The following is a 26305-nucleotide window of genomic DNA, read 5'->3' on the forward strand; positions in this document are numbered from 1 at the left end:
GTATGAATATTGAAGACATGGAAGGTTTGGACGAAGAAACTCGGCAAGAAATTAAAGAATTGCAGAGGATTACGCCTGAGAAGCATGGAAATAAGTTTTTTGCACAGGCACAGTTCAATCTTGGAGCAACATTCATAAAAATTGGAAATATTGAAGAAGCCTTAGACACTTTTTCTAATATTCAACACTCACACAGCCCTAAATTATATGCAGTTGCTCAATACCATATTGGTGAAATAATAGAGAGCAATGGTGATATAGAGTCTGCATTGAGTATTTGGAGAGCTATTAATCATTATGATAGCCCAGAAATATATGCTGCAGCTCAGGCTCAAATTGGTTTTGTGTTATTCGAAAAAAATGACATTGAAGAAGCTTTACTAGTATGGGGTAATATCACTCATTCGGATGACTCCCAACAATATGCTCAAGCCCAGTTTAATATCGGTATTTGTTTATCAGAGAAGTTAAACACAAAAGAAGCATTGTTAGCTTGGAATAATATAAGCCGTTTGGATAACCCAAAATTATATGCTCGAGCTCAATTTAATATCGGAAGTAACTTATTAGAAAGTAGTGATGTTAAAGGTGCTCTATTATCTTGGCATAATATTGAAAAAAAGGATAATCCGGAAGCTTATGCTAAGGCTCAATTGAAAATTGGAAGTATTTTGACAGAACAGGGAGATTATCAAAGTGCACTACTAGCATGGTGTAACGTTAAACGTTCAGACAATTTAGAAGCATATGCCAAGGCACAATTTAAAATTGCAATTTTTCTAATAGAAGTCACATATTATCAAGCAGCAGTTTCAACACTACAGCTTATTAAAATATCGGATGATATTGAAGCTTATGTCAAAGCACAATTTAATATTGGTGATTTATTGAAAGGTTATGATCTAGATGGAGCTTTAAAAGCATTTCGAAACATTGAATATGACTATAGTCCTATAGCATATGGTAAAGCGCAATATGCTATAGGTGAAATACTAATTAGAGATAATAGTCTCAAAGATTATACCTCTGCTGAAGAATATTTTGAGCTAGCAAGAGAGGTATTTCCATACGAAGCGCGATGTCATATTAAAATCTGCAAAATATTGAATTCACCAGAAACAGAAAATTTTGGTCTGATATCAATTGATTTTTTAAACGCAGTATTAAATATAGTTAAAATACTAACCTTAGATTTTAAGAAGTATGCTGATGAAGAAAAACCATTTGAAAGAAAAATTGCTCATTATACTTCAACATATACATCTAATCTTTTAATAGGGAATGATAAAAGAAGTGACTCCCCAAGCCTATTTAGGCTGAACACAATTAACAACGTCAATGATCCTAGTGAAGGTCAACTGCTTATTAAAAAGTTAAAAGGTATAAATGATAACGTCTTTGTTCCATTGGATTTTGATAAGAACTTTCATGCCTTCATTAGCTGTTTTACTTTTAACCATGACAGTCTAAATCAGTTTAGACTCTATGGTAAGCAAGATAACAAAGAAGCTTCTGGAATGAGCTTAGTTTTCCATAAAGATTTTTTCCAGCCTAAGAGTCTCATAGGAGGTATTTCTTATTTATCGCTTGAGAGTCCATCGAATGAGACTGCAAGTCTTTTAAATATAGATAGTGCAAAGCTAGAAAATGTAAAGATTCAAAGTTCTAAAAACAAAAATGAAGAAATAGTTAAACGCTCCGTTATGAGGTGTGTATATTTAGACCCAACTTCAGACTACTTCCATTTAGCACAACGTAACCGTTTAACATTTTTCAGAGAGTTTGGTGATAAAATAATACTTAAAGATGGTACTTGGCAGTGTCAAGCTGAATACGAATGGGAGCTCTATCAAAAATATATAGGTGAAATAACTGATAACTTCAAAGAAGCTTATGACAAACTTAAGGTTATTTACAAGGAAGTAGAGAAGAAAATTGATAATGTAGAAGCGAGTTTAGGTGCTTCTAAAGCTAAAGAAATGAATGAATTTGCTGAAGAAATACTTTTGCCTTTGAAGTATCTTGTCAAACATTCAGCATTTCGTGAGGAGCAAGAGTGTAGGATGATTTATATCACTTCGATTGATAGGCCTGAAGTGACAATGGAATATGGTAGTTTTCTATATGTTGAGTATGAACCTAGCGTTAAAGACCATCTTGATAAAATTTATATAGCTCCTGCTGCGCTGCACCACAAACGATACTTCGATCACCTTTTGAAAGATATTGATGTGCCAGTTGAAGTATCAGGAAATGTATTTCGATAATTGCCTAAACGCGAAAAATCATAAATAGTATGGATGTTGACTCACGTTCTATGACCATTTATTTCTCCATGGGTCTTCATCCACATTATATTTCAGTTTTCTACTCCACCACCTCTCCATGCCCTTTTACATCACTTTTCTTACCATCTGGCTGAATAACGATAGGTAACACCAACCCTTTTGCAAAATCCCCTGCCAATACATAATCATAGCTGCTGGCAGCGACATCCGGCGTAGTATGAATGATCAGCTTCATTTCTTTATCATCGGTCAATTCATGCGAGACATAGCTTTCACTGAGCTGATCCAACGCTTTAGATAGTGCCTCGTTACTTGCCATACTTATGGTCAGATTATGCTGAGCAGTACCATTATCCACTTTGAAGTACTCTGCATAATCGCGGACATTTTGGCTATCGAGCGCAAATGGATACTTGTAGTTAGCAAGATCAGCGGGCTTTTCACCGCTATCTATAACTGACCAATCTATCGTAGTTGCTGCCGATGAATCCGTCGTAGATACCGATGTATCAGCTTTTTTAACAGTAGTATCATTACTATTATCGCAGCCTGACAGCGCCCACATACTGGCAGTCGTAATGATGAGCATGGTTATAAGACGCTTTGGCATCGAGGTATCCTCTTTATGATAAGTCATGAGATGTTTTGATAGAGGCGCTATTTTGACAGCTTTCTATGCGCTTCTCTAGCGAAATGCAAAAAAGGGTTCTTTTCACTCTAGCGATTTCTTATTCTAGCAAGTCAGATAAGAAGACGAGTTTTCTATAAACCGTTTAACAGAGGAGGCACAAAAAAACAGCCATCTTTCGATGACTGTTTATAGTAATGCTCAGTCTAATAATTATACATTTATCATTATAAATGAATGATTAAACCGAAATAACTATCTACCTACTTGGCAGTTTACTTGGTATTCTTTACCATTTGCCCATTTCATAGCGAAGATACCTTTGTCGTCTTTCATGTGCCATGCATAGACCACTTCTGGATTTGACTCATTCACATAGCTTGCTGTATCGCCTTGAACAGCGCCATTCAAGATAATTGGCTGGTTTGCCCAGTTTACTTTAGGTAAGGTAGCGTTTAGCATTACTTGCTTCTTATTGATTGACTGCTTTGCCAAGATTTTGCTGCCATCAGTACAGGTATAAGGTGCTGGTGCCATACGGTCATAAGCGGCGTCAGTCACGCTTTCTGAAGCAGGTGTATTTGGCGTAGTAGGAGCGGTAGTCGCACATGCACTTAGTAGGGCAAGCGCAGGTAGAGCGGTAGCAAGTTTGGTTAGGGTATTCATAGCATTCTCCAAAAATATAAAAATCATCGTGTATTTGTTATTAACTATGCGTTAAGCATATAGCGCATATAGTATCGAAAACTCACTTTATAGAATGTTAGAAATTGTTTGTTACGTGTTCACTTGGTTACTTAGACACTGATTACTGTAACGATTGATTTAAGGATGCTTAATGAATTTCTGATTTGCTTACTTTCAGCAAGCAGCATAATCAATTTCAAGATCAAATAAAAAAGCGCCTATCAACGTGTGGCTGATAGGCGCTTATCTAATTAGGCATTAGCCAATAGATATTATTGATCCACTGTATAACAGCCGATCATTGATGATTTGATTACTTGGTTTTACGTGGTGGTAGACCGGTATGCTGAGTTTGGAAGTTGCCTTTACTCACATTCTTTTTGCCGCCAGTAGTTTTGCTCGAAGTACCTTTATTTGACCAGCTGTCAGCTGTTTTATTGCTACGTTTCACCGAGTCATTACCCAGACGGCTGTTTTTCTTACGCGCTGATTGATAGCTGTCTTGCGCCGCATCACGACCTTCTAAGCTGGCATTAAATGGCGGGATTAAGCAGCCGCGATTTTTACCAATCAAATCACCGCGCCCCATATCTTGCAGGGCTTTACGCAGCATTACCCAGTTTTTTGGATCATGATAGCGTAAGAAAGCTTTGTGCAATTTGCGCTGCTTACCTGATTTGACGATATCCATATCACCTTCGTCACGGCTGATTTTATGCAGTGGGTCTTTATGCGTGTGATACATGGTGGTCGCGGTAGCCATTGGGCTTGGGTAAAACGCCTGTACTTGGTCAGCGCGGTAGCCATTGCCTTTTAGCCATAGCGCAAGATTCATCATATCTTCATCTTTGGTACCCGGATGGGCGGCGATAAAGTAAGGAATCAAATACTGCTCTTTGCCCGCTTCTTGGCTGTATTGCTCAAACATGGCTTTGAATTTGTCATAATTACCCATGCCCGGTTTCATCATTTTCGATAAAACGTTTTCTTCTGAATGTTCAGGGGCAATTTTTAGATAACCACCGACATGATGACTGACCAATTCTTTGACATATTCAGGATCTTTAATTGCCAAATCATAACGTAGACCAGAGGCAATAAGGATTTTTTTCACGCCTTTAATGTCGCGCGCTTTACGGTACAATTGAGTCAAATTGCTGTGATCGGTAATCAGGTTTTCACAAATATCAGGATAAACGCAAGACGGTTTACGGCAATTCTTCTCAATAGTTTCATCTTTACAGTTTAGACGATACATATTGGCCGTTGGACCACCAAGATCAGAGATAACACCGGTAAAGTTCGGAGCAGTATCACGAATCGCTTCGACTTCACGTAGGATAGATTCTTCTGAGCGATTTTGGATAATGCGTCCTTCGTGCTCGGTGATAGAGCAAAAAGTACAACCGCCAAAACACCCACGCATAATGTTGACCGAAAACTTAATCATGTCATAAGCAGGGATACGCGCATCGCCATAACTTGGATGCGGCAGGCGAGCGTATGGCAAGTCAAACACGTAATCCATTTCTTCCGTCGATAAAGGAATCGGTGGCGGATTGAGCCACACATCGATAGAGGTATGTGAGTTACCGGCGCCACTGCTATGACGCTGTACCAATGCGCGTGCATTACCCGGATTAGTCTCAAGATGCAAGATACGGCTAGCATGAGCATAAAGCACAGGGTCAGATTTGACATGCTCATAATCAGGCAAGCGAATGACGGTTTTCTCACGCGGTGGCATTTTAATTTTATGCTTACGTGCTGTCATCGGTTTAGTAAAGCCACGCATTTGTACAACTTGCGTCTCTTCATCGACTTGGTCAGTATTCAATATTTTATTGGTCACTGGTTCAGACACGAATCCTGGATATTGCCCTGACATTCCTGACATTGATTGTCCAACAGGAGAGGCGCTAGGCTTATCTTGTTCGATTGAGCATTGGTCAAGATCTTCAGTCATCACATACGGGTTGATAATCGGATCAACACGACCAACGGTATCGACATCATTACTAGCAACTTCGGTCATGCCTGCTTGCCAATGACGGCGCGTCGGCGTGAGCAAGTAAGCTGTACCGCGCAAATTGCTCATTTGCTCAAAGCTATAGCCTTTTGATAGACCATGTACCACATCGACGATGGCGCGCTCAGCATTACCATACAATAAAACATCAGCACGGGCATCAAGCAAAATACTACGGCGTACTTTATCTGACCAATAATCATAATGCGCAATACGGCGCAGGCTGCCTTCGATACCGCCTAAGATAATCGGCACATCAGGATAGGCTTCACGGCAGCGCTGGCTATATACGATGGCGGCGCGATCAGGACGTTTGTCCGCGACGTTACCCGGCGAATAAGCGTCATCACTACGGATCTTACGATCAGCCGTATAACGGTTAATCATGCTGTCCATGTTGCCCGCCGTCACGCCATAAGCGTAGACAGGTTTGCCAAGTTCCATAAAGGCATCTTTACTCTTCCAATCTGGCTGAGCAATGATACCGACGCGGAAACCTTGTGATTCTAGTAAGCGCCCGATAATCGCCATACCAAAGCTTGGGTGATCGACATAAGCATCGCCCGAGATAATGATGACGTCACAGGCATCCCAGCCAAGCTCATCCATCTCTTTGCGGCTCATCGGCAAATAAGGCGCAGGCTCGTAGCAGCTTGCCCAATGTTTGTCGTAGTCGTAAAGGGGTTTGGTGCCTTGTTTAAAGGCGGTGCGGGCGATGGTATCGGCAGACATGGGATAACCTTAATCAGAAAATCAGAAAAAATGCATATATATAATAGCCATTATAGATAACGGTAGTTGATGGCTAATTTAAAGGCGCTCATTTTAACATGAATAACGTTCATGATGTAATAAACGTATTAGCGATAAGTTATTGATAGCGCAGAGTAATCTATGGATAGCAATTAGGCAAAAAGCAGCTATCAATCTAAATAAATCTTCGTACCACTCTTAGTAAAGTTCATCACAAACTGACTCTTAAAATTACGTACATTATTTTCGTAAGTGAGTAAATTGCGAGTGAACTGATGATAATCCTTCATATTTTTAGCACTCACCATAAGCATAAAGTCAGCATCGCCAGATACTTCATAACAGCTCATCACTTGCGACTGGGCATTCATCAAACGCTCAAATCGATGCTGCATAGAGTTATTGGAGCGCTCCATCTCTACCATCACCACCGCCGTCAAGCTATAACCAACCTTATGAGGGTCTACTATAGCGACTTGCTTAGTGATCACCCCATTGTCTATCAGCGCTTGCACACGACGTTGAGCCGTAGCGATAGACACATTGACATGTTCTGCAAGGGTTTTTAAAGGCAATGTCGCATCATCTTGCATCAAATTCAAAATGGACTTGTCGATCTTATCTAGTGGCTGATTCATAGGGTTTCGCTTTAAGGTAGAGACATTAACAGAGGATGATTACAATTCACTTACTATAGAAGTATTGTCACTATAAATCATAAAGTAATAAATTATTAGTAATATAGGTAACTATAAGATAAATATATTCACATTAAGATAAATATAGAGATTTTTTCGCAACCACTGGCTATAAACTAAGCTTTATATATTAGAAAACGATAATAATCTCTATCAAATAGTGTTTTCGCTGCTCATGCAAATAAAGGTGCTTTATGTCTACTTCAACCCTAACCAATACTGTAGCGTCGACTTTGTCACGTTTCCCGATGCCAGCAATGTGGACGAAAGGCAGCGTGCAGCAGCGCACTTTAATGATGGGTGTAGCGCTAGCAGTCTTATCCAACGTATTGTTTGGCGTGCTATATGCTTATAGCAGTTTTTTAGCACCGTTATCAGGGACACAAGTGTTTATCTGGCGGATGCTAGCGATGTGGGCCACACTGATAGGATATCTGCTTATCAGCGGGCGCTTAGGTTTGCATATGGATAAAATCAAAGCATTAGGCTCTGTTAAACAATGGGCGTGGTTATTATTGCCTACACCGATATTCTTAAGTCAGTTTTGGCTGTTTATGTGGGCACCCGTCAATGGGCAGGGCGTACAGACCGCGATGGGTTATTTCCTATTTCCATTGATGATGGTGGTGTTTGGATGCGTATTGTTCGGTGAAAAACTAAGTCGCTTACAATGGTTGGCGGTTGCTTTTGCCGCAGTTGGAGTAGGCAGTGAGATTGTACGTACGCAAAGCGTCTCGTGGGCAACGCTATGGGTGTGCGGTACTTATCCTGTTTATTATATTTTGCGCCGTTTGCAAGGTATTGGCGCAGTTACTGGGCTGTTGGTTGATTTAACCATATTCGCACCATTTGCTTTGGCGTACTTATTTTTTATTGCCCCAAGTAGTTTAAGCTTAGTCAGCGGCTCTGGGTTCTTTATTGCGATGCTGGTAGGACTCGGTGTTATGAGCGTGCTGGCCATGAAAACCAACGTCGATGCCAGTCAAATGCTACCAATGAACGTTTATGGCATGATGAGTTATTTGGAGCCAGCATTACTATTTATCTTAGCAATAACCGTTTTGGGCAATCCTTTTGAATCAGCGATGATCTACAGTTATGGTTTGATTTGGGTCGGGATAGCTTGTCTGATTGCGCATGGTGTACGTCAATTACGCCGCGCCCATCAACAATCGCAAACGACAGAAATTGCAACAGTTATGTGAAAATTAATCAATAAGAGTAATCGAATAAATAAAAAAGGACGATTCAACATTATGCTGAATCGTCCGTTTTTTTAAGATTAACCCCAAACTTTTGAAAGAGGGCTTTAATCTAAATCCTTCTTAAAACCACGCTGCTTATCACGTTCCCAATCACGGTCTTTAAGCGTTTTACGTTTGTCATGCTGTTTTTTACCCAGTGCCAAGCCAATTTGACATTTTACCAGCGAGTTTTTCCAATAGCAGGATAATGGCACGCAGGCATAGCCTTTTTGGTTGACTGCACCCATTAGCTTTTCGATTTCGCGGCGATTAAGCAGCAGCTTACGGGTACGGATACTATCAGGGCTGACATGCGTCGAGCTAGATAGCAGCGGCTGAATATGCGCGCCAAATAGGAATGCCTCATTATTACGAAAAATAATATAAGCTTCCGTAATGGTCATTTTGCCTGCACGAATGGCTTTAACTTCCCAACCTTGTAACGACAGACCTGCCTCAAATGTCTCTTCAATAAAGTACTCATGACGAGCCTTTTTATTGGCACAAATTTGATTTTCCGGTTTTTTTGATTTTTTTGACATAATGTCTCCATAAGGACTGCTTAAATATATCTTGTCCCTATATTTCTAGTCTTACTAATTCCTCATCCTAACCCTTAAATGCGGGTTATTTTTTATAAATGCTAAACAGATGAGTCGAACTGGCTATTGTAACAAAGCTTCCGCTGCAAATGTAGCCGCGCTGTTAGGACAAATGTAGCAGATAAGTATTAAGTTTGGATAAAATTTGCTAGCATATAGCTTATTATTTTATCACCAACCACATTGGTCCTGCTATGAGCTCTTCTGCTACTTCTTCAAAATTGCATACCAAGATTCTATACCCTGGCACCTTTGATCCCATTACCAATGGTCATGTGGACTTAGTGACGCGCGCGACCAAATTATTTGACGAGGTGGTGATTGCAGTGGCATCTGGTCACCATAAAAAGCCGTTATTTAACTTTGAAGAGCGTGTGGCTTTGGTCGAGACCGTATTTGTTGATTTGCCGCAGGTATCCGTTATAGGCTTTGAGGGCTTGCTAGTCGATTTTATGCGTGAAAAAAATGCCACTGCTGTCTTGCGTGGTTTGCGTGCGATGTCAGATTTTGAATATGAGTTTCAACTCGCCAATATGAACCGTGAGCTTGATGAAAATTTTGAGGCCGTATTTTTGACGCCTTCGCAGAATTACTCATTCATCTCGTCGACCATGATTCGCGAAATTGCTAAGCTCGGCGGTGACGTGACAAAATTTGTGCCGCCTTGTGTCTCTGAAGCTTTTATTCAAAAGCTCGGTAATAAATAGGTCGCGTATCTGTGTTAGATTGCGTATTTCTTAATAAATAGAAATGCCTGATAGAAAAAAAGGAGCAGTCTATGGCGTTGTTAATTACGGATGAATGCATTAACTGCGATGTGTGTGAGCCTGCCTGCCCAAACGAAGCCATCTCAGAGGGCGATGATATCTATGTAATCGACCCTGACTTATGTACCGAATGCGTCGGTCATTTCGATGAGCCGCAATGTGTGGTTATTTGCCCTGTCGATTGTATTCCTCATGATCCTAATCATATCGAAACCGAAAGTGATTTGATGTCTAAATACAAACGCATTACTGGTCAATAAAATATGACAACTATATCAACCAACGATTTTGACCAACAGCATCTTTGGCACCCGTATGCCAGCCTACCACCGACTTATCCCAATATCGTGATTGATCGTGCCGAAGGTATTTATATCGTTACTGAAGATGGTACGCGCCTGATTGATGGTATGTCGTCATGGTGGGCAAGCGTGCACGGTTATAATCATCCCAAATTGAATGCGGCGATGATTGAACAATTGGGCAAAATGGCGCACGTCATGTTTGGTGGTTTAACCCATCAGCCAGCGATAGACTTGGGCAGAAAACTGCTGTCAATTGTGCCTGCTGGACTGGATGCGATATTTTATGCCGATAGCGGCAGTATCGCGGTAGAAGTTGCGCTTAAGATGGCATTGCAATATCAAATTGCCGCCAAGCGTCCAACCAAGCAGCAGTTTGCCTCGACCCATTCAGGTTATTACGGTGATACATGGCATGCGATGAGTGTCTGCGACCCTATTAATGGTATGCACAGTCTCTATGGTAAGCAATTACCGATGCAACACTTTGTCGCAGCGCCACCAATGGGATTTGAGCGTGACTTAACCCAAAGTGAGCGTGAGGCATTAACGGAGTTTTTTGTCAAAAATAGCGACCAGCTTGCTGGATTTATCATTGAGCCGATTATCCAGGGCGCAGGCGGCATGCGCTTTTATAGTCCTCAGTATTTTCAGCTCTTACGCCAATTGTGTGATGAACATAACGTGGTATTAATTGCCGATGAAATTGCCACTGGTTTCGGGCGTAGTGGCAAGTTATTTGCGTGTGAACATGCTGCTATTAGCCCTGATATTATGACGATTGGTAAGGCACTGACCGGCGGTTATATGACTTTTGCCGCGACCTTATGCACGCGCACTATTGCCGATACCATTAGCCAAAGTGATTACCCGTCACTGATGCATGGTCCGACCTTTATGGGCAACCCGCTGGCATGTGCCGTTGCTTGTGCGTCGATTGATTTAATACTGTCCTATGATATTGAAGCGCGTACAGCAAATATGCAATCTGTCATGGAGCAGCAACTTGCGCCAGCTGTGAGTTTAAATGGCGTTGCTGAGGTACGCTGTTTGGGTGGTGTAGCAGTGATTGAGCTGCAAGAAGCCGTTAATATGCCAGTCTTTCAATCCTTACTGATTGAAAACGGCATTTGGGTGCGACCCTTTGGGAAATTGGTTTATATTATGCCGCCCTATGTGATTACCGATGATGAACTTACCACTCTTTGCCAAGCGTTATTAAAAGTGGTCAGTAGTTATTTAACGCGAAAGGATTAATGATGAGCGTGCTCTTTGTTTCAGGAATTGATACCGATATTGGCAAAACTTATGCAACCGGTATGATTGCTAAAGCCTTAATGGAGCAAGGCGTTAATGTCATTACCCAAAAACTGGTGCAAACGGGCGTCGCAAGAGATTTAATTAGCGGAAAAATGGGAATTGCTGACGATATTATTACTCATCGTCAGCTGATGGGCATTCCGCTACAGCCGTGTGATATTGATAGCACCACTTGCCCGTATCGTTATGAGAAACCTGCGTCACCGCATTTATCCGCCGCACTTGCCAGTGAAATTCTTAATACTGATGTGATTACAAGCGCTACAAAAAATTTGCAAGCGGATTATGAGGTGGTGCTTTTAGAGGGGGCAGGGGGCTTATTAGTACCCATCACTGAGCAATTATTAACCTTGGATTATATTGCTAAACAAGGCTATCCGGTTATTTTGGTCACATCAGGTCGGCTGGGCAGCATCAACCATACGTTGTTAAGTTTAGAGGCGATAAAATCGCGTGGTCTAGACGTTCATAGTGTCATTTATAATCATATTCACGACAATGCTGCTCAGACAGATAAACAGATAGCAGCTAGTACAATTGATTTTCTGCAAAACTATTTAGCTGAGCATCATCCAACGGCGCATTGGTTAGCCTTACCTGTACAAAAGGATAATAGGTTTAGTCATACAGACTTTATAGTCCCTCAAAACTTTGTATAAATCACCGCTAAAAATAAGTCAAAATTTGCTGCCCTAAATCGTCACAAGTTTGCTATACTAGCGCGCTTGGTAGACTAGGCAATCGCCGCTGCACACTGGTAACAGACATGCAGGGGAGGAAAGTCCGGGCTACATAGGGCAGCGTGCCAGCTAACGGCTGGGCAGGGTAACTTGACGACCAGTGCAGCAGAGAGTAGACCGCCTTTAGTGTCTGACACTATCGGTAAGGGTGAAAGGGTGCGGTAAGAGCGCACCGCGTGGCTGGCAACAGTTCACGGCATGGTAAACTCCACGCGTAGCAAGACCAAATAGGCATCGGCATGGCGCGGCCCGCGTTCGATGCGGGTAGGTTGCTTGAGCGTATTAGCGATGATACGCCTAGAGGAATGATTGTCCACGACAGAACCCGGCTTATCGGTTTACCAACCTTTTTAGCAATGTTTTAAACATGTTTCTTTATTAGCTAATCTTTAAAGAAGCACAGCAGTACCGGTTTGGTGTTTTAAAATTGCGCTTATTTTGAATTTAATTCAATTTTTTTGCAAAAAATGCCTTTTAAGGGTTGACGTAAGTCACTCATATCGGCATAATACCGAGCCTAAAATGGCGATGTAGCTCAGCTGGTTAGAGCGCATGACTCATAATCGTGAGGTCAAGAGTTCAAGTCTCTTCATCGCCACCATTTTTAGCAAGACCTGTAACATTAAAAATGCCAATCATTATTTGATTGGTTTTTTTTTGCCTATTTTATGGCTGAAAATAAATAGCTACTCATAGAATCTATATCAGATCTAACGAAGTAAATATTCTTGATTTAAAGCTTACTTGTTTACCTTCATTTATAAAACCAAGGCTTGCTGACAAAATCCACTTACTTTATAGTGGAAAACTGCTAGAATACCCTCACGTGCCTGCGCGTAGTTATAACTAATAATCAGCGCTGTAGGCACTTCACTTGCTACAATACGGTTTGCTTAATGTAGTGATATTGGTGTATTGACCGATATTAACTATGAGTAAGTATTCTATTGTTGCCATCTGACAGCATTTATATTCGTTATTCAATCCTCCATTATTTAGTAGGCGCTTTGTGACTGCATTAGCCAATATTCGTAACTTTTCTATTATTGCCCACATTGATCATGGTAAGTCGACCCTTGCCGATCGTTTTATCCAAATGTGTGGCGCGCTGCAAGATCGCGAGATGCAGGCGCAAGTCCTCGATTCGATGGATATTGAGCGTGAGCGTGGTATCACGATCAAAGCGCAGTCGGTGACGCTGTATTATGACCATCCAAATGGTGAGCGCTATCAGCTAAACTTTATTGATACGCCGGGTCACGTCGATTTCTCTTATGAAGTCTCTCGTTCCTTAGCGGCTTGTGAAGGCGCGCTATTGGTTGTTGATGCAGCGCAAGGCGTTGAAGCGCAGTCGGTTGCTAACTGCTATACCGCGGTCGATCAAGGCTTAGAGGTCATGGCAGTTTTAAATAAAATTGACTTGCCACAAGTTGAGCCTGAGCGGGTGATTCAAGAGATTGAAGACATTATTGGTATTGATGCCGTTGATGCGCCACGTGTGTCGGCAAAATCTGGTCTGGGCGTTGATAAACTGCTTGAGGCGTTGGTTGAATTTATTCCTGCACCAACAGGTGATCGTGACGCACCGCTGCAAGCGTTGATCATTGACTCATGGTTTGATAATTATTTAGGCGTCGTATCATTAGTACGTGTACGCCAAGGTACGATAAAAAAAGGTGATAAACTTTATATTAAATCGACCAAAGATGCGCATTTAGTCGGATCAATTGGTGTCTTTACCCCGAAGCCTTTAGATACGGGTATCTTAGAAGCGGGTGAAGTGGGTTTCATTATTGCGGGTATTAAAGACATTGCAGGTGCGCCAGTTGGTGATACGATTACTCATGCTAGTACGCCTGACGTCGATCGTATTCCTGGATTTAAACAGATTACGCCGCAAGTGTATGCTGGTATGTTTCCTGTAGAATCTACCGACTTCGAAAAGTTCCGTGAAGCACTACAAAAACTGCAGATTAATGATGCGTCATTATTCTTTGAGCCGGATACCTCAGACGCGCTAGGTTTTGGTTTCCGTTGTGGCTTCCTCGGTATGCTGCATATGGAAATTATCCAAGAGCGCCTAGAGCGTGAGTATGACTTGGATCTGATTACTACTGCACCTTCTGTTATTTACGAGATTGTGAAAAAAGATGGCAGCATTATCTATGTTGATAACCCATCAAGACTGCCTGAACCGAATAATATCGAAGAGTTCCGTGAGCCGATTGCTCGTTGTCAGATTTTAGTACCACAGGATTATCTCGGAAACGTGATGACGCTTTGTATTGAGCGCCGCGGTGTGCAAGTTGATATGCGCTTTATGGGTCGTCAAGTGCAGCTCATTTTTGATATTCCGATGGGTGAAGTGGTCATGGACTTCTTTGACCGTCTAAAATCGGTATCACGTGGTTTTGCGTCACTTGATTATAATTTTGAGCGTTATCAAGTCGATAAATTGGTTAAAGTTGACGTGCTGATTAACGGTGACAAAGTCGATGCGCTTGCTATGATTGTTCATGAAACTCAGTCGCGCTACCGTGGTAACGCACTGGTGACCAAAATGAAAGAGCTGATTCCGCGTCAAATGTTTGATGTCGCTATTCAAGCGGCAATTGGCAGCCAAATTATCGGGCGTAGTACTGTGAAAGCCATGCGTAAAGATGTCTTGGCTAAATGTTATGGCGGTGACGTCTCGCGTAAGAAAAAGCTACTGTCTAAGCAAAAAGCCGGTAAAAAACGCATGAAGCAAGTGGGTAACGTCGAGATTCCACAAGAAGCCTTCTTAGCCGTATTGCAGGTAGATTAGATTATTAATAAATGAATCATCATTGCTGTTTTTACGGATGTCATCATTGGATAAGTAGCTCGCTAATAGGCAATTAAGTATGGATTTTGATTTCAATTTGATTTTAGTGCCATTAACCATAGGTTTGGGTATTATTTGGCTATTAGATAAGCTGACACTTAAACAACGTAAAACACGGGGTCGCGGTAAAGAGAGCTTACTGGTACGCTGGGCATATGATTTTTTCCCTGTATTAGCGGTGGTGCTTATTGTGCGCTCATTCTTAATTGAGCCGTTTAATATTCCGTCGTCCTCGATGGTGCCAACGCTATATACGGGCGACTTTATTGCCGTCAATAAGTATGCTTATGGTGTTCGTTTGCCCCTGACTTATAATAAAGTAATCGATACTGGCACGCCTGAACATGGCGATGTTGCAGTTTTTCGTTATCCAGAGAACCCAAGTATTTATTATATTAAGCGCGTCATTGGTCTGCCGGGTGATACGGTTAGTTATAATCAAGGCACAATTGCGATTAATGACGTGCCTGTTGCTACTCAAGCCATTGATTTTGACGCCAATGCAGAGCTGACGTCACAGTTATATTCGTCAGGGGAAGTTGCTCCGGGTCAGATGCTGACAGAAGAGAATGCTGCTGTGATGGGTCAGCAAGAAGAAAGCGACGCAAAATATTTTAAAGAAACTCAAGGTAAGCATGAGTATGTTGTTCGCTATTTGAATAGTATGAACAGCTCGCAATATGCGCCATTTTTACAGCAACAGTCACCAGAAGTGGTGAGCTCAGAAGGCAATGAATGGCGTATTAATGTGCCTGAAGGTCAGTATTTTGTGATGGGCGATAACCGTGATCGCAGTGCAGATGGACGCTTTTGGGGCTTTGTACCTGATGATAATTTAGCAGGAAAAGCAGTATATATTTGGATGCATAAGCCGTCAGGTCTGCAGCTACCTACCTTTAAACGTAATGGTGCTATCGATTAATGACATCAATGTTCTATAGATATATTTACCGACAAACGTTTTGTGCTAATATTATGGCTATTCAATGCAATGATATTTAGCTTATAAACATCCACTAAGAAATAGTGTTTTCTAAGCTAGATACATTACAAATATAGCTATTTTTCGTTAAGAGGTATTATGGTGCAACAGTTATCTGGCTTATCTACACAGCGCGGTGCTAGTGTCACGAGTATCGTTTTTATTATCATCGCTTTGGGTGTTGCTGTTAAATTGATTGTTGCCATTGTGCCAGCACAAATTGGCGATTATCAACTGACCAAAACCTTGAGTACGCAGCTTCAAGAGTCTAATAACAAGAAAGAGACTGCCAAGCAATTCGTCGAGCGTGTTGATAAGCAGTTGTCTATCAATGCTGACTACGATACCAAAGCAGAGGATGTATTTACCTTTAAAGATAAAAAAACAGGTCAGTTGGCTATCTATAAAAAATATGAAAAAACCAATACGCTCTTTGGAAATATTGATATTGTGAATCGCTTTGAAGGCGATATCGATCCTACAATAGCAGAGTAATTCGATTTTCTAAAATACGAGCAGCAACGATCTAACAAGCCAGTACTTTAGAAAACAGTTCTTTATGAGCTGGTTTTTTGTATTTAGTATTTTTAAACGTTACTATTTAATGACTTTAAATAGTACAACAAAAGGGATAATCATAAGCCACGCATGAAACCAACTTCGCAGTATCCTCAGGCGGTTCCTAACCCACCAAAAAATAGCCTGTCTGATGACACGCTTATTATTAGCTCAGAATTTATTCAACGCTTAGCAGTATTAACGCGCAAGTTGGGTTATGTATTTAATGATTTAAGTCTACCTAAGCTGGCACTCACGCATCGCTCGTTTGATAGTAAAAAGAACTATGAACGCTTAGAGTTTTTGGGTGATGCATTGCTAGGTATGATAGTCGGTGAGGCGTTATATCATCGTTATCCAACCCAAAACGAAGGTCGTCTGACCCGTATGCGAGCGACGCTCGTGAGGCAAGAATCCTTGGTCATTATCGCTCAAAATCTAGAGCTGTCTAATCAGCTAATATTGGGTGTGGGTGAGCGTAAAGGTGGCGGACGCAATCGTGCTTCTATATTGGCGGACGCCGTCGAATCCTTGATTGGTGCTATTTATCTAGACAGTCAAGATATGAATATCACACGAGAATGTGTATTGTCTTGGTATGGTGATTTGATTGATAATGTCAATGATCAAAAAGCCCTAAAAGATGCCAAGAGCCGTTTACAAGAATGGCTGCAGTCGAAGCAATTTGACTTACCACATTATGAGTTGATGGAAACACGCGGTAATGCCCCCCATCAAATATTTGTGGTACGCTGTCAGGTAAACATTATTAACTGTCCTGATATTACCGAATCTGGTGAAAGCCGCCGTATTGCTGAGCAAAAAGCGGCAGAATTGATGATTAACCAACTTCATAAGCTACCAAGTGTGCCTAAAAAACGCAGCTAATAGTTTTTGTAATATTACTCTGATTTTATATTGCTGACTTGATAGTAATGCCTTCAAGACTGTTATTTCTATATTTTTAAAATGCTCATTCTTTAACGAATTGGTATTGCAACATCAAATATTCATAACTTGATAACAGTGCTGCTATTTATGTCATATGCGCATACAGCAGTTTAACTGATGACAAACCCCACAGGATTACCCCATGAGCAATCATACTGACTTGCCATTAAATAATGAAGATAATGCCACAAATATGACCGAAAATACTGACCTAAATACAAGTACAAACAATGCAGTAGACATGAGTGAAGTAGAAATCAACGAAACAGAAAACAATGCAGTAGATAACGATTCAGCAATTGAAGATTTCTTTTCGCCAAATAATGGTGCGCTTGCTGCTGAAGGTTTCAAAACCGGCTATGTCGCCATTGTTGGTCGTCCAAATGTCGGCAAATCAACGCTGATGAACCATTTATTGGGTCAAAAGCTGTCCATTACCTCACGTAAACCACAAACGACGCGTCATCGTATCCACGGTATCTTGTCTAATGATGAGATGCAGGCAGTATTTGTTGATACCCCCGGCATTCATCGCAACGAAGTACGTGCTATCAATGAACGCATGAATAAAGCGGCCGTCTCTGCATTGGTAGATGTTGACTTAGTATTGTTTGTCGTTGATTCTGATCAATGGCGTGACGATGATTTACTGGTTCTACAAAAGCTTGGTGATACCAATTTAAATGTGGTTTTAGTGATTAATAAAGCTGATACCTTAAAAGATAAAGGCAGCGTTTTACCGTTAATGGAAACCTTTAACGACAGTTTTGATTTTGCCGATATCGTCCCCGTTTCTGCATTAAAGAATCAAAACTTAGATCGTCTGCAAGAAGTGATCGCATCACATTTACCAGTCGCTGCGCCAATTTATGATACAGAACAAATCACCGATCGCTCAGAACGTTTTTTAGCCAGTGAAATTATTCGTGAAAAAATCATGCGCAGTGCCGGTGATGAAGTACCTTACGATTTAACTGTACAAATTGACGGCTTTAAAGATGAAGCGGCTCATACGGACCCAAAAACTGGTCGTCCACGTAAAGCCTGTACCTTTATCGATGCCACTATTTATGTCGAGCGTAGCGGGCAAAAAGCGATTGTGATTGGTGACAAAGGGCAACGTATCAAACAAGTCGGTATGGATGCTCGTAAAGATATGGAGCAGCTGTTTGATAAAAAAATCATGCTAACGCTGTGGGTAAAAGTTAAGCGCGGTTGGTCGGATGACGAGCGAGCTTTGACCAGTTTAGGCTATTAAAAATATTAATAGCGACTCTCTTTTATATTGAGTGAACTATAGCTGAGGTAATAATCATGCGTAACGAAGCGTTAATCGGTTATTTATTACATCAGCGCTCTTATCAAGAAAAGCGCGCCTTATATTATTTATTTTCTCAGCAGCATGGGGTAATACATGGTATTGGTAAAAAAGGCGCGCCACTATTTATGCCTTTACAACTCTTTGCTACTGGCAAACGTGATCTCAAAACATTCAGTCAAATCAATATAGCCTCTTTTAGTTCAGTCCATACACAAGCTGTCCAAGATGACGATGCCGCAAATGTGGATATACGACATCAAGAAAGCATTACAGGTCAGCATCAATATGCAGCCTTGTATTTGAATGAGATATTGTGGCGATTGTTGCCTACTGAAGATCCTATGCCCATATTATGGCAACATTATCAAAACAGCCTAGATGCGCTCAAAAAACCTCTAACCGCTGACGAGCTACGTCTGTGCTTACGCCAGTTTGAAAGCTATCTATTTGATGAGTTGGGATTTTCACTGACGTTACATCAAGACAGCCTTGAAAACCCTATTGAGCCTGAACAGGTTTACCGATTCTTACCCGATATGGGCTTAGTGCCGACTTTGCATACAGAAGATGGCGAAAGTATGGTTGGTCATGCGGTTTTTAAAGGGAATGATATTTTGATAATGGTAGAGCAAGGGTTGTCCGTTAGTACTCTGAACGCATGTTCGCGTTTACATCGGCAGTTGATTGATTATATGCTTGATTATCAACCGCTGCAAAGTCGTCTACTTTGGCAGCAGCAACAGCGTTATCAACTATAAAGCATACTTAACAATAGAATATGTTCACAACTACTTATCATCAATAAGCTATTTTTAGTAAATGATCTAACTATTAATAAAAGGATTTTTTATGACGGATACAGCGCAGATTTTGCCGACTACTACATTAGAGCAAAATCCACAAAATACTTCAAAAAAACCACTCTTAGGTGTCAACGTTGACCATGTGGCAACCTTACGTCAAGCACGCGGTGTGAGCTATCCAAGCCCACTAGCTGCAGCACTTTTGTGTGAGAAAGCAGGTGCTGACGGTATCACTATTCATTTACGTGAAGATCGCCGTCATATTCAAGATGCCGATGTATATGAGATGGCAGGGCAGCTGACTACGAGAATGAATCTAGAGATGGCAGCAACGACTGAGATGCTAGAAATAGCCTGTCAAGTCAAACCATATTGGGTATGCCTAGTGCCGGAAAAACGGGCTGAACTGACTACAGAAGGGGGGCTTGATGTGGCAGGGCAGCTAGCTTCATTGACAGATTATGTCAGTCAGTTACAAGCAGCAGGTATCAAAGTCTCTTTGTTTATTGATCCAGAAGATAAGCAGATCGAGGCAGCAGTTAATTGTAGCGCTGACGCAATCGAATTACACACAGGTTCTTATGCTGAAGCAGGTCTGGCAGGTAAAACAGATAGGGTAAATGTAGAGCTTGAACGTATTAAAAATGCAGTGATTACCGCTAAACGAGTTGATAGTAAACTGTTGGTCAATGCTGGTCACGGTCTAACACGTGATAATGTTCATGCGATTGCCCAAATTGACGGTATATATGAGCTAAATATTGGTCATGCTTTGATAGCAGATGCGCTATTTGTGGGGATAGAGCAGGCGGTTATTATGATGAAAACAGCGATGCACCGATAGCTACGACAGTTTATTCTTAGCTTATATTGATATATCATTATGTACCACATCCGGTCGGATGGTTTTCGTTAGGTTTGTAGGTAATACCGCCTGTCTGATTAAAAGAGATTTGGTACATGGTGTGATTATAGGTTGAGGTTGGACAGTATTTAATATGTCCGAAATGCCCACGAGGACTGCCGCTATTGCCCCAAAATTTAGTGTAGTGACGGTTATTACCGACCCGTAAATATAAAGTACTGTATTTTGGGTTCAGCGCTTGGTCTTCTAACAAATCATCAATACCAACATCAAAATTGTTATTATTATTTTTATCCGAGAATAATAATAACTTTTTAAAGCTGTCTCTATGGCAAAGACCACCCCCATTAGATAAGCAAACCAGTAAATCTTGTCTTCTAATATGACTCTCAGCTTTTGCTAAAGTCAAGGTAGTGTCTATTTGGCTTGCAATACGTCTGGCTTCCATACTTGCCAACTGAGTCAAAATATAAGGTGTGGCAATCGTTAATATAATAGCTAAGATAGCAATGGTTACGATTAATTCTACTAAATTAAACCCATGTTCATCATAGCGTCTAGAATCCTTCGAGCATATTGGAAGTGTTATATATGATATAGCCATAATGGACTGCCACCTGTATGAAAGGGATAGCTAAGATGGTTTTAAATGTTCATTGTGTTTTTAAGTCTATTGTTCATGTCACCATTTGTTTTATCAAGTTGCATTACTAATATAATGAATAGCAAAAAAAGCCATTAATCAAAATAAGTAGAATATTGTTTGTTTCTATAATTGTAAATATAAACCAAATATATGTCTACTGTCAAAGAATGTTTCAATTCGTGAATAGATGCTTTTAATAATAGAGAAAATTAACTACTTGTATTAAAATGAGTTGCAACAATAGGTAGGAATCGTTTCATCATCTATTGCGACCTAACATACAAAAGATAAAGAGTGTAAAGTGTGTTAGCTCTCAGTAAGTTAAGCGGGCTAATGTGTTTTAGTTATGACATTATCGTGTAATAATGTGTAGCTGGTTTACGAAAAAAGTTGTAAACTGAATTGATAATCGCTAAGCTACGTCTTAATTGGTTTTGCTTTGTAATTTTAAGTTCGTAAATGATGTTTGTTTTTGAGCAATAGTTTTGCTTAATGCACTACTAAAATTATCCTTTGGAGGAAGTTTCATGAAATTAAATAAAATTGCTTTGGCTTTGTTTGCCATCACAGCAGCCCCACTAGCAGCTAACGCTGGCGTAACTATCAGCCCATTATTACTTGGTTATCATTATAGCGAAGGTGCTGATGAAGAGCAGCTTTCAACTATGGGTACAGCTACTGGTGATAGTTTCTATAAAGAGAATGGTTTATACACTGGTGCTGCACTAGGTATCGAATTGACTCCTTCTACTCAGTTCCAAGTAGAGTATGGTGTATCAAATACTGATGCTGTAAATCGTGCTGGTACTGTAACTAATGATGCTGAACAAGAAATGATTTCTGGTAACTTCTTGATCGGTACTGAGCAGTTTACTGGTTATACTGATAGTGCATTAAAGCCATATGTATTGGTTGGTGCTGGTCGTTCTAAGATTGAAGTTGAAGATGCTGCTGGTAACTTCGTTACTGGTTCTAAAGATACTATCGGTAACCTAGGTCTAGGTGCTATGTACCGTATCAACGACGCTTTAAGCCTACGCGGTGAAGCTCGTGCGATTCATAACTTTGACGAAAACTGGTGGGAAGGCATGGCTTTAGCCGGTCTAGAAGTAGTACTTGGTGGTCATTTAGCACCTGCAGTAGCTGTTCCACCGATGCAAGAGCCTGATGTTCAAACGCCACCAATCGTTGTTGTTGAATCTGATCTTGATTCTGATGGCGATGGCGTACCTGATAGCATCGATGCTTGCCCAGGCACTCCAATGAATGTTGTTGTAGATGAGCGCGGCTGCCCAGTACCAGTAGATATTACTGATGAATTGAAAATGGAACTACGTGTATTCTTTGATAACGATAAATCAGCTATCAAAACTCAGTACAAACCTGAAATCGCTAAAGTAGCAGAGAAGATGCGCGAGTATCCTAACTCTACCGCTCGTGTTGAAGGTCATGCTTCTAAAACTGGTCCATCAGCACGTTATAACCAACGTTTGTCTGAAGCCCGTGCTGTTGCTGTGAAATCTATGTTGACTAACGAATTTGGTATTGCTCCAAACCGTCTATCAACTGTTGGTTATGGTTATGATCAACCAATCGCTGACAACAACACTGAAGAAGGTCGTGCTATGAACCGTCGTGTTTATGCCATCATCACTGGTGACAAAACAATGACTGTTGAACAAACTAAAGATATGGTTGTTCAATAAGTACTAGCTACTAATTATGTAATAAGCTAATTAGTTACAAAAAAAGTCATCCAATGGGTGGCTTTTTTTTATTTATGTATCGAGAAAAGTAAGTTATTACATAAATTTATGATTTAATAATGCTATACTAGCCACCCAAACACTTTGTAAATTGACAAAGTGTACATTAGCATAGCTATCTGTACGATGGATTCATCACCATAAGTCTATGTTTTACTTCTATTAATTATCTAGCTGTACCTATTGTATGGTTACTTAATCATAGCGTAATACTACTTATCTGGTTAATGGCAAAAGTTTATCCAGCGGTGCTTACTGCTACTGCATTTTTTTAAGACGAAACGAGCATTTTATATGGCGAACGATATCAAACACCTGCGTAACATTGCAATTATTGCCCACGTTGATCACGGTAAAACAACTTTGGTTGATAAGCTATTACATCAGTCTGGTACTTTTGGCGACCGTGCAAATATTGCTGAGCGTGCAATGGATTCAGGTGATATTGAGCAAGAACGTGGTATTACTATTTTGGCGAAAAATACAGCCATTCGTTGGACAGATAACACTGACGGTACTGAATATCGTATTAATATTGTGGATACCCCTGGTCACGCCGATTTCGGTGGTGAAGTTGAACGTGTAATGTCTATGGTTGACTGCGTACTTTTAGTGGTTGATGCTGTTGATGGTCCAATGCCACAAACTCGTTTCGTAACGCAAAAAGCGTTCGAGCAAGGCCTAAAGCCTATTGTTGTTATCAACAAAATTGACCGTCCTGGTTCACGTCCTGATTGGGTAATGGATCAAATTTTTGATTTGTTCGATAACCTGGGTGCGACTGATGAGCAATTAGATTTCCCAGTGGTATATGCCTCAGCATTGAATGGTATTGCAGGTTTAGAAGCTGATGATTTAGCTGCTGACATGACGCCACTGTTCAAAACTATCGTTGATGTTGTACAGGCTCCACAGGTTGATGCAGATGCACCATTCCGTATGCAAATCTCAAGTCTTGACTACAATAGTTTCGTTGGTGTTATCGGTATTGGTCGTATCCAGCGTGGTAAAGTAAAAACCAATACACAAGTAACTGTCATTGATAAAAATGGCAATACCCGTAATGGCCGTATCCTAAAAATCATGGGTTATCATGGTCTTGATCGTATTGATGTTGAAGATGCACAAGCTGGTGACATCGTTTGTATTACTGGTATTGATTCGCTTAATATCTCAGATACGATTTGTGATCCTAGTGCTGTCGAAGCATTACCAGCATTAACGGTTGATGAACCTACCGTTTCTATGAACTTCCAAGTAAATAACTCACCTTTTGCTGGTCGTGATGGTAAGTTTGTGACCTCACGTAATATTCGTGAGCGTCTTGAGCGTGAATTGATTCATAACGTAGCATTACGTGTAGAAGATACAGAATCGCCTGATAAATTTAAAGTATCAGGTCGTGGTGAGCTGCATTTATCTGTATTGATCGAAAACATGCGCCGTGAAGGTTTCGAGATGGGCGTTTCAGGTCCAGAAGTTATCGTCAAAGAAGTTGATGGTAAGCTACAAGAGCCGTATGAAAATGTTGTCTTCGATATCGAAGATGCGCATCAAGGTCCTATCATGGAGCAGGTTGGCTTGCGTAAAGGCGAGATGACCAATATGGAGCTTGATGGTAAAGGTCGTATGCGTATCGAAGCGACAATGCCTGCCCGTGGTTTGATTGGTTTCCGCTCTGAGTTCTTAACCCTGACTTCAGGTACAGGTATCATGACTTCAAGCTTTTCACATTATGGTCCACAGAAAGTTGGTGAGGTTGGTGCTCGCTCAAACGGTGTTTTGGTTTCTATGGCGAAAGGTGTTTGCTTAGGTTTTGCTTTATTCAACCTACAAAAACGCGGTAAATTATTTGCTGAGCCACAGCTTGAAGTGTACGAAGGTATGATTATTGGTCTTAACTCACGTAATGATGACATGGCAGTGAACCCGACGACTGGTAAGCAGTTAACCAACGTTCGTGCTAGTGGTACTGATGAAGCATTGACACTGACTCCAGCGGTTAAGTTTACGCTTGAGCAAGCACTTGAATTTATCCAAGATGATGAATTGGTAGAAGTAACGCCAAAAGCGATACGTATTCGTAAACGCTACTTGACTGAAAGTGAGCGTAAACGTTATGGTCGTAAGAAAGGTGCGTAATATTGAACAATAAATAGTGGTTATCCATTATTTGGTTCCGCATTAAAGATATCTAGTGAGCAGCATAGAATAGTGATATACCAACTATTCCATGCTGCTTTTTTTTGTGTTGCATTTTACATAGAATAAAAAGACAATAGTCGGATATCACTTACTAAAAAAATGAGTAATCTTACGGTTATTATTAAAATCCCAAGTTGGATGCATCATTTATACGCTTATCTTATGGTCGATAAGATTTTTGAGGAGATAAATCATGAGTATGGTATCTGAGTTTAAAGAATTTGCTTTAAAAGGTAATGTGATGGATCTGGCCGTCGGTGTGATCATCGGTGGAGCATTCGCTACGATCACAAAGTCTTTAGTAGAAGACGTGATCATGCCCATTGTTGCTTTTATCGTCGGCGGCGAAATTAATTTCAAGAATATGTTTTTGATATTGGGCGATGCGCCAGAAGGTGTGGCACGAACCAATGATGCCCTCAAAGCTGCTGGCATTCCTGTATTGGCTTACGGTAGCTTCATTACCGTACTGATTAACTTTCTAATCTTGGCGTTTATTATTTTTATAATGGTAAAAATGGTCAACAGATTGCGCCGTGCAGATGAGGTAGAAGAAGCAATAGAAGAAGCAATAGAAGAGCCGTCAGAAGAAGTGCAATTGCTTCGTGAAATTAGCGCTAAGCTTGGCAATATTAATAAGTAAATATATTTTACTGATCGTCAGATTAAAAAATAAAAAAGGCTAACGTCATGTTAGCCTCTTTTTATTGGATTTTTTATAACTACTTAATGGTAGTTATGTTTAGGGTCTAACGACAACATAGTCATTGGTATTGATAATAATCTCTGATGGTTGATCAACGACGATACGCACAACGTTATTATCAACGATTTGCGATTTGTAATAGTTGTCTTCAGCAACCGTACAGCCTAAGCAGCGACTCATGGCATTCCATGGTTCAACAAAGAGCTTCTGCTGTGCTTGGTCAGCATTACCGCCAATCAAAGAGAAGGGCAAACTGACGATGTAAGCGGCTGTACCTGCGACAGCTGCTATCAACTGTAATGGCTTGCCGACAACGGTATCTACAGCCATAGTCTCATAAGAGGGACCAAAATCTGTTTCATCAATTTCTATCGCTGCCAAAGCAGGTTGCATACTTGCAAAAGCTAAGCTGGCACTTATCAATACAGTTAATAGCTTATACTTTGCTGTGCGTTTGGTGTTAGCTTGAGCAGTCATAATGATATCCTAAAACTCATAAATAGAATGATAAATGGCTGTTGCTATTTCTCCACAGAAATAGATACATCGCGGCAACGATAAATAGCTTATATATTACA

The 26305-nt window shown here is 40.7% G+C and carries 23 protein-coding genes, 1 tRNA gene and 1 other RNA gene; 18 read left to right on the plus strand and 7 right to left on the minus strand.

All coding sequences use genetic code 11. From position 1 onward, the window contains the following. Positions 1-2: 2 nt before the first annotated feature. Entirely contained in the window at positions 3-2267 is a 2265-nt protein-coding gene (locus M0221_RS01795) for a tetratricopeptide repeat protein (RefSeq protein WP_483284189.1), read from the plus strand. A gap of 100 nt (positions 2268-2367) precedes the next feature. Here the strand turns inward: M0221_RS01795 and M0221_RS01800 are convergent, their stop codons facing one another. The 4 genes from M0221_RS01800 to M0221_RS01815 form a co-directional block, all read right to left on the minus strand. Further along, on the minus strand, positions 2368-2898 hold the full coding sequence (locus M0221_RS01800) for a hypothetical protein (RefSeq protein WP_483284190.1): 531 nt from the start codon (positions 2896-2898) through the stop codon (positions 2368-2370). 273 nt (positions 2899-3171) lie between these two features. Continuing rightward, positions 3172-3582 (minus strand): hypothetical protein, encoded by a 411-nt coding sequence (locus M0221_RS01805; protein WP_011512724.1) that lies wholly within the window; start codon positions 3580-3582, stop codon positions 3172-3174. A 334-nt stretch (positions 3583-3916) separates the two neighbouring features. Continuing rightward, complete coding sequence (locus M0221_RS01810; RefSeq protein ID WP_263240802.1) at positions 3917-6364, minus strand: YgiQ family radical SAM protein; 2448 nt, start codon at positions 6362-6364, stop codon at positions 3917-3919. A gap of 191 nt (positions 6365-6555) precedes the next feature. Continuing rightward, positions 6556-7023 (minus strand): Lrp/AsnC family transcriptional regulator, encoded by a 468-nt coding sequence (locus M0221_RS01815; RefSeq protein ID WP_263240801.1) that lies wholly within the window; start codon positions 7021-7023, stop codon positions 6556-6558. A 254-nt stretch (positions 7024-7277) separates the two neighbouring features. Between M0221_RS01815 and rarD the strand changes: the two genes are divergently transcribed. Beyond that, positions 7278-8288 carry an EamA family transporter RarD gene (rarD, locus tag M0221_RS01820; RefSeq protein ID WP_483284191.1) on the plus strand — a complete coding sequence of 337 codons (1011 nt, stop codon included), beginning with the start codon at positions 7278-7280 and terminating at the stop codon, positions 8286-8288. A 104-nt stretch (positions 8289-8392) separates the two neighbouring features. On the opposite strand, the gene smpB is transcribed toward rarD, so the two are convergent. Further along, positions 8393-8869, minus strand: coding sequence for an SsrA-binding protein SmpB (smpB, locus tag M0221_RS01825; RefSeq protein WP_011512728.1), 477 nt, complete (start codon positions 8867-8869; stop codon positions 8393-8395). A gap of 254 nt (positions 8870-9123) precedes the next feature. On the opposite strand from smpB, the gene coaD reads away from it, so the two are divergent. The 13 genes from coaD (at position 9124) to M0221_RS01890 (ending at position 20383) form a co-directional block, all read left to right on the plus strand. Next, positions 9124-9636, plus strand: a complete 513-nt coding sequence (gene coaD, locus M0221_RS01830; protein ID WP_020442709.1) for a pantetheine-phosphate adenylyltransferase — start codon at positions 9124-9126, stop codon at positions 9634-9636. A gap of 71 nt (positions 9637-9707) precedes the next feature. Further along, positions 9708-9956 carry a YfhL family 4Fe-4S dicluster ferredoxin gene (locus M0221_RS01835; protein WP_011512730.1) on the plus strand — a complete coding sequence of 83 codons (249 nt, stop codon included), beginning with the start codon at positions 9708-9710 and terminating at the stop codon, positions 9954-9956. A 3-nt stretch (positions 9957-9959) separates the two neighbouring features. After that, on the plus strand, positions 9960-11255 hold the full coding sequence (gene bioA / locus M0221_RS01840; RefSeq protein WP_483284192.1) for an adenosylmethionine--8-amino-7-oxononanoate transaminase: 1296 nt from the start codon (positions 9960-9962) through the stop codon (positions 11253-11255). Between the two features lie 2 nt (positions 11256-11257). Then, complete coding sequence (gene bioD / locus M0221_RS01845; protein WP_483284193.1) at positions 11258-11977, plus strand: dethiobiotin synthase; 720 nt, start codon at positions 11258-11260, stop codon at positions 11975-11977. Between the two features lie 66 nt (positions 11978-12043). Further along, positions 12044-12407, plus strand: an RNA gene (gene rnpB, locus M0221_RS01850) — RNase P RNA component class A. 175 nt (positions 12408-12582) lie between these two features. After that, positions 12583-12659 (plus strand) — tRNA-Met (locus M0221_RS01855). A gap of 408 nt (positions 12660-13067) precedes the next feature. Beyond that, complete coding sequence (gene lepA, locus M0221_RS01860; protein WP_011512733.1) at positions 13068-14864, plus strand: translation elongation factor 4; 1797 nt, start codon at positions 13068-13070, stop codon at positions 14862-14864. Positions 14865-14943: 79 nt separating this feature from the next. Beyond that, positions 14944-15846: a signal peptidase I gene (gene lepB, locus M0221_RS01865; protein ID WP_483284194.1), complete on the plus strand. Its 903-nt coding sequence runs from the start codon at positions 14944-14946 to the stop codon at positions 15844-15846. A gap of 159 nt (positions 15847-16005) precedes the next feature. Continuing rightward, on the plus strand, positions 16006-16401 hold the full coding sequence (locus M0221_RS01870) for a DUF4845 domain-containing protein (protein ID WP_483284195.1): 396 nt from the start codon (positions 16006-16008) through the stop codon (positions 16399-16401). 153 nt (positions 16402-16554) lie between these two features. Further along, complete coding sequence (gene rnc, locus M0221_RS01875; protein ID WP_483284196.1) at positions 16555-17352, plus strand: ribonuclease III; 798 nt, start codon at positions 16555-16557, stop codon at positions 17350-17352. A gap of 304 nt (positions 17353-17656) precedes the next feature. Continuing rightward, positions 17657-18673, plus strand: a complete 1017-nt coding sequence (era, locus tag M0221_RS01880; RefSeq protein ID WP_011512737.1) for a GTPase Era — start codon at positions 17657-17659, stop codon at positions 18671-18673. A 56-nt stretch (positions 18674-18729) separates the two neighbouring features. Beyond that, complete coding sequence (gene recO / locus M0221_RS01885) at positions 18730-19494, plus strand: DNA repair protein RecO (RefSeq protein WP_483284197.1); 765 nt, start codon at positions 18730-18732, stop codon at positions 19492-19494. Positions 19495-19585: 91 nt separating this feature from the next. Then, positions 19586-20383 (plus strand): pyridoxine 5'-phosphate synthase, encoded by a 798-nt coding sequence (locus M0221_RS01890; protein WP_483284198.1) that lies wholly within the window; start codon positions 19586-19588, stop codon positions 20381-20383. 37 nt (positions 20384-20420) lie between these two features. Here M0221_RS01890 and M0221_RS01895 read toward each other — a convergent pair whose 3' ends face one another. Continuing rightward, positions 20421-21008 (minus strand): prepilin-type N-terminal cleavage/methylation domain-containing protein, encoded by a 588-nt coding sequence (locus tag M0221_RS01895; protein ID WP_483284199.1) that lies wholly within the window; start codon positions 21006-21008, stop codon positions 20421-20423. Between the two features lie 569 nt (positions 21009-21577). Between M0221_RS01895 and M0221_RS01900 the strand changes: the two genes are divergently transcribed. The 3 genes from M0221_RS01900 (at position 21578) to mscL (ending at position 25664) form a co-directional block, all read left to right on the plus strand. Beyond that, the gene (locus M0221_RS01900) at positions 21578-22756 is read left to right on the plus strand and encodes an OmpA family protein (protein ID WP_333954539.1); all 1179 of its coding nucleotides are present in this window, start codon (positions 21578-21580) and stop codon (positions 22754-22756) included. A 354-nt stretch (positions 22757-23110) separates the two neighbouring features. Further along, positions 23111-24958 carry a translational GTPase TypA gene (gene typA, locus M0221_RS01905; RefSeq protein ID WP_483284200.1) on the plus strand — a complete coding sequence of 616 codons (1848 nt, stop codon included), beginning with the start codon at positions 23111-23113 and terminating at the stop codon, positions 24956-24958. 256 nt (positions 24959-25214) lie between these two features. Next, positions 25215-25664, plus strand: coding sequence for a large conductance mechanosensitive channel protein MscL (gene mscL, locus M0221_RS01910; RefSeq protein ID WP_149493160.1), 450 nt, complete (start codon positions 25215-25217; stop codon positions 25662-25664). A gap of 99 nt (positions 25665-25763) precedes the next feature. Here mscL and M0221_RS01915 read toward each other — a convergent pair whose 3' ends face one another. Next, the gene (locus M0221_RS01915; RefSeq protein WP_181209564.1) at positions 25764-26204 is read right to left on the minus strand and encodes a hypothetical protein; all 441 of its coding nucleotides are present in this window, start codon (positions 26202-26204) and stop codon (positions 25764-25766) included. Positions 26205-26305: the final 101 nt, after the last annotated feature.

The organism is Psychrobacter sp. ANT206 (genome assembly GCF_056880555.1).

Excerpts from the sequence above, each read along its gene's own strand:
- M0221_RS01795 (WP_483284189.1), top strand. The coding sequence starts at position 3 with ATGAATATTGAAGACATGGAAGGTTTGGACGAAGAAACTCGGCAAGAA.
- M0221_RS01800 (WP_483284190.1), bottom strand. The coding sequence starts at position 2,898 with ATGCCAAAGCGTCTTATAACCATGCTCATCATTACGACTGCCAGTATG.
- M0221_RS01805 (WP_011512724.1), bottom strand. The coding sequence starts at position 3,582 with ATGAATACCCTAACCAAACTTGCTACCGCTCTACCTGCGCTTGCCCTA.
- M0221_RS01810 (WP_263240802.1), bottom strand. The coding sequence starts at position 6,364 with ATGTCTGCCGATACCATCGCCCGCACCGCCTTTAAACAAGGCACCAAA.
- M0221_RS01815 (WP_263240801.1), bottom strand. The coding sequence starts at position 7,023 with ATGAATCAGCCACTAGATAAGATCGACAAGTCCATTTTGAATTTGATG.
- rarD (WP_483284191.1), top strand. The coding sequence starts at position 7,278 with ATGTCTACTTCAACCCTAACCAATACTGTAGCGTCGACTTTGTCACGT.
- smpB (WP_011512728.1), bottom strand. The coding sequence starts at position 8,869 with ATGTCAAAAAAATCAAAAAAACCGGAAAATCAAATTTGTGCCAATAAA.
- coaD (WP_020442709.1), top strand. The coding sequence starts at position 9,124 with ATGAGCTCTTCTGCTACTTCTTCAAAATTGCATACCAAGATTCTATAC.
- M0221_RS01835 (WP_011512730.1), top strand. The coding sequence starts at position 9,708 with ATGGCGTTGTTAATTACGGATGAATGCATTAACTGCGATGTGTGTGAG.
- bioA (WP_483284192.1), top strand. The coding sequence starts at position 9,960 with ATGACAACTATATCAACCAACGATTTTGACCAACAGCATCTTTGGCAC.
- bioD (WP_483284193.1), top strand. The coding sequence starts at position 11,258 with ATGAGCGTGCTCTTTGTTTCAGGAATTGATACCGATATTGGCAAAACT.
- lepB (WP_483284194.1), top strand. The coding sequence starts at position 14,944 with ATGGATTTTGATTTCAATTTGATTTTAGTGCCATTAACCATAGGTTTG.
- M0221_RS01870 (WP_483284195.1), top strand. The coding sequence starts at position 16,006 with ATGGTGCAACAGTTATCTGGCTTATCTACACAGCGCGGTGCTAGTGTC.
- rnc (WP_483284196.1), top strand. The coding sequence starts at position 16,555 with ATGAAACCAACTTCGCAGTATCCTCAGGCGGTTCCTAACCCACCAAAA.
- era (WP_011512737.1), top strand. The coding sequence starts at position 17,657 with ATGAGTGAAGTAGAAATCAACGAAACAGAAAACAATGCAGTAGATAAC.
- recO (WP_483284197.1), top strand. The coding sequence starts at position 18,730 with ATGCGTAACGAAGCGTTAATCGGTTATTTATTACATCAGCGCTCTTAT.
- M0221_RS01890 (WP_483284198.1), top strand. The coding sequence starts at position 19,586 with ATGACGGATACAGCGCAGATTTTGCCGACTACTACATTAGAGCAAAAT.
- M0221_RS01895 (WP_483284199.1), bottom strand. The coding sequence starts at position 21,008 with ATGGCTATATCATATATAACACTTCCAATATGCTCGAAGGATTCTAGA.
- M0221_RS01900 (WP_333954539.1), top strand. The coding sequence starts at position 21,578 with ATGAAATTAAATAAAATTGCTTTGGCTTTGTTTGCCATCACAGCAGCC.
- typA (WP_483284200.1), top strand. The coding sequence starts at position 23,111 with ATGGCGAACGATATCAAACACCTGCGTAACATTGCAATTATTGCCCAC.
- mscL (WP_149493160.1), top strand. The coding sequence starts at position 25,215 with ATGAGTATGGTATCTGAGTTTAAAGAATTTGCTTTAAAAGGTAATGTG.
- M0221_RS01915 (WP_181209564.1), bottom strand. The coding sequence starts at position 26,204 with ATGACTGCTCAAGCTAACACCAAACGCACAGCAAAGTATAAGCTATTA.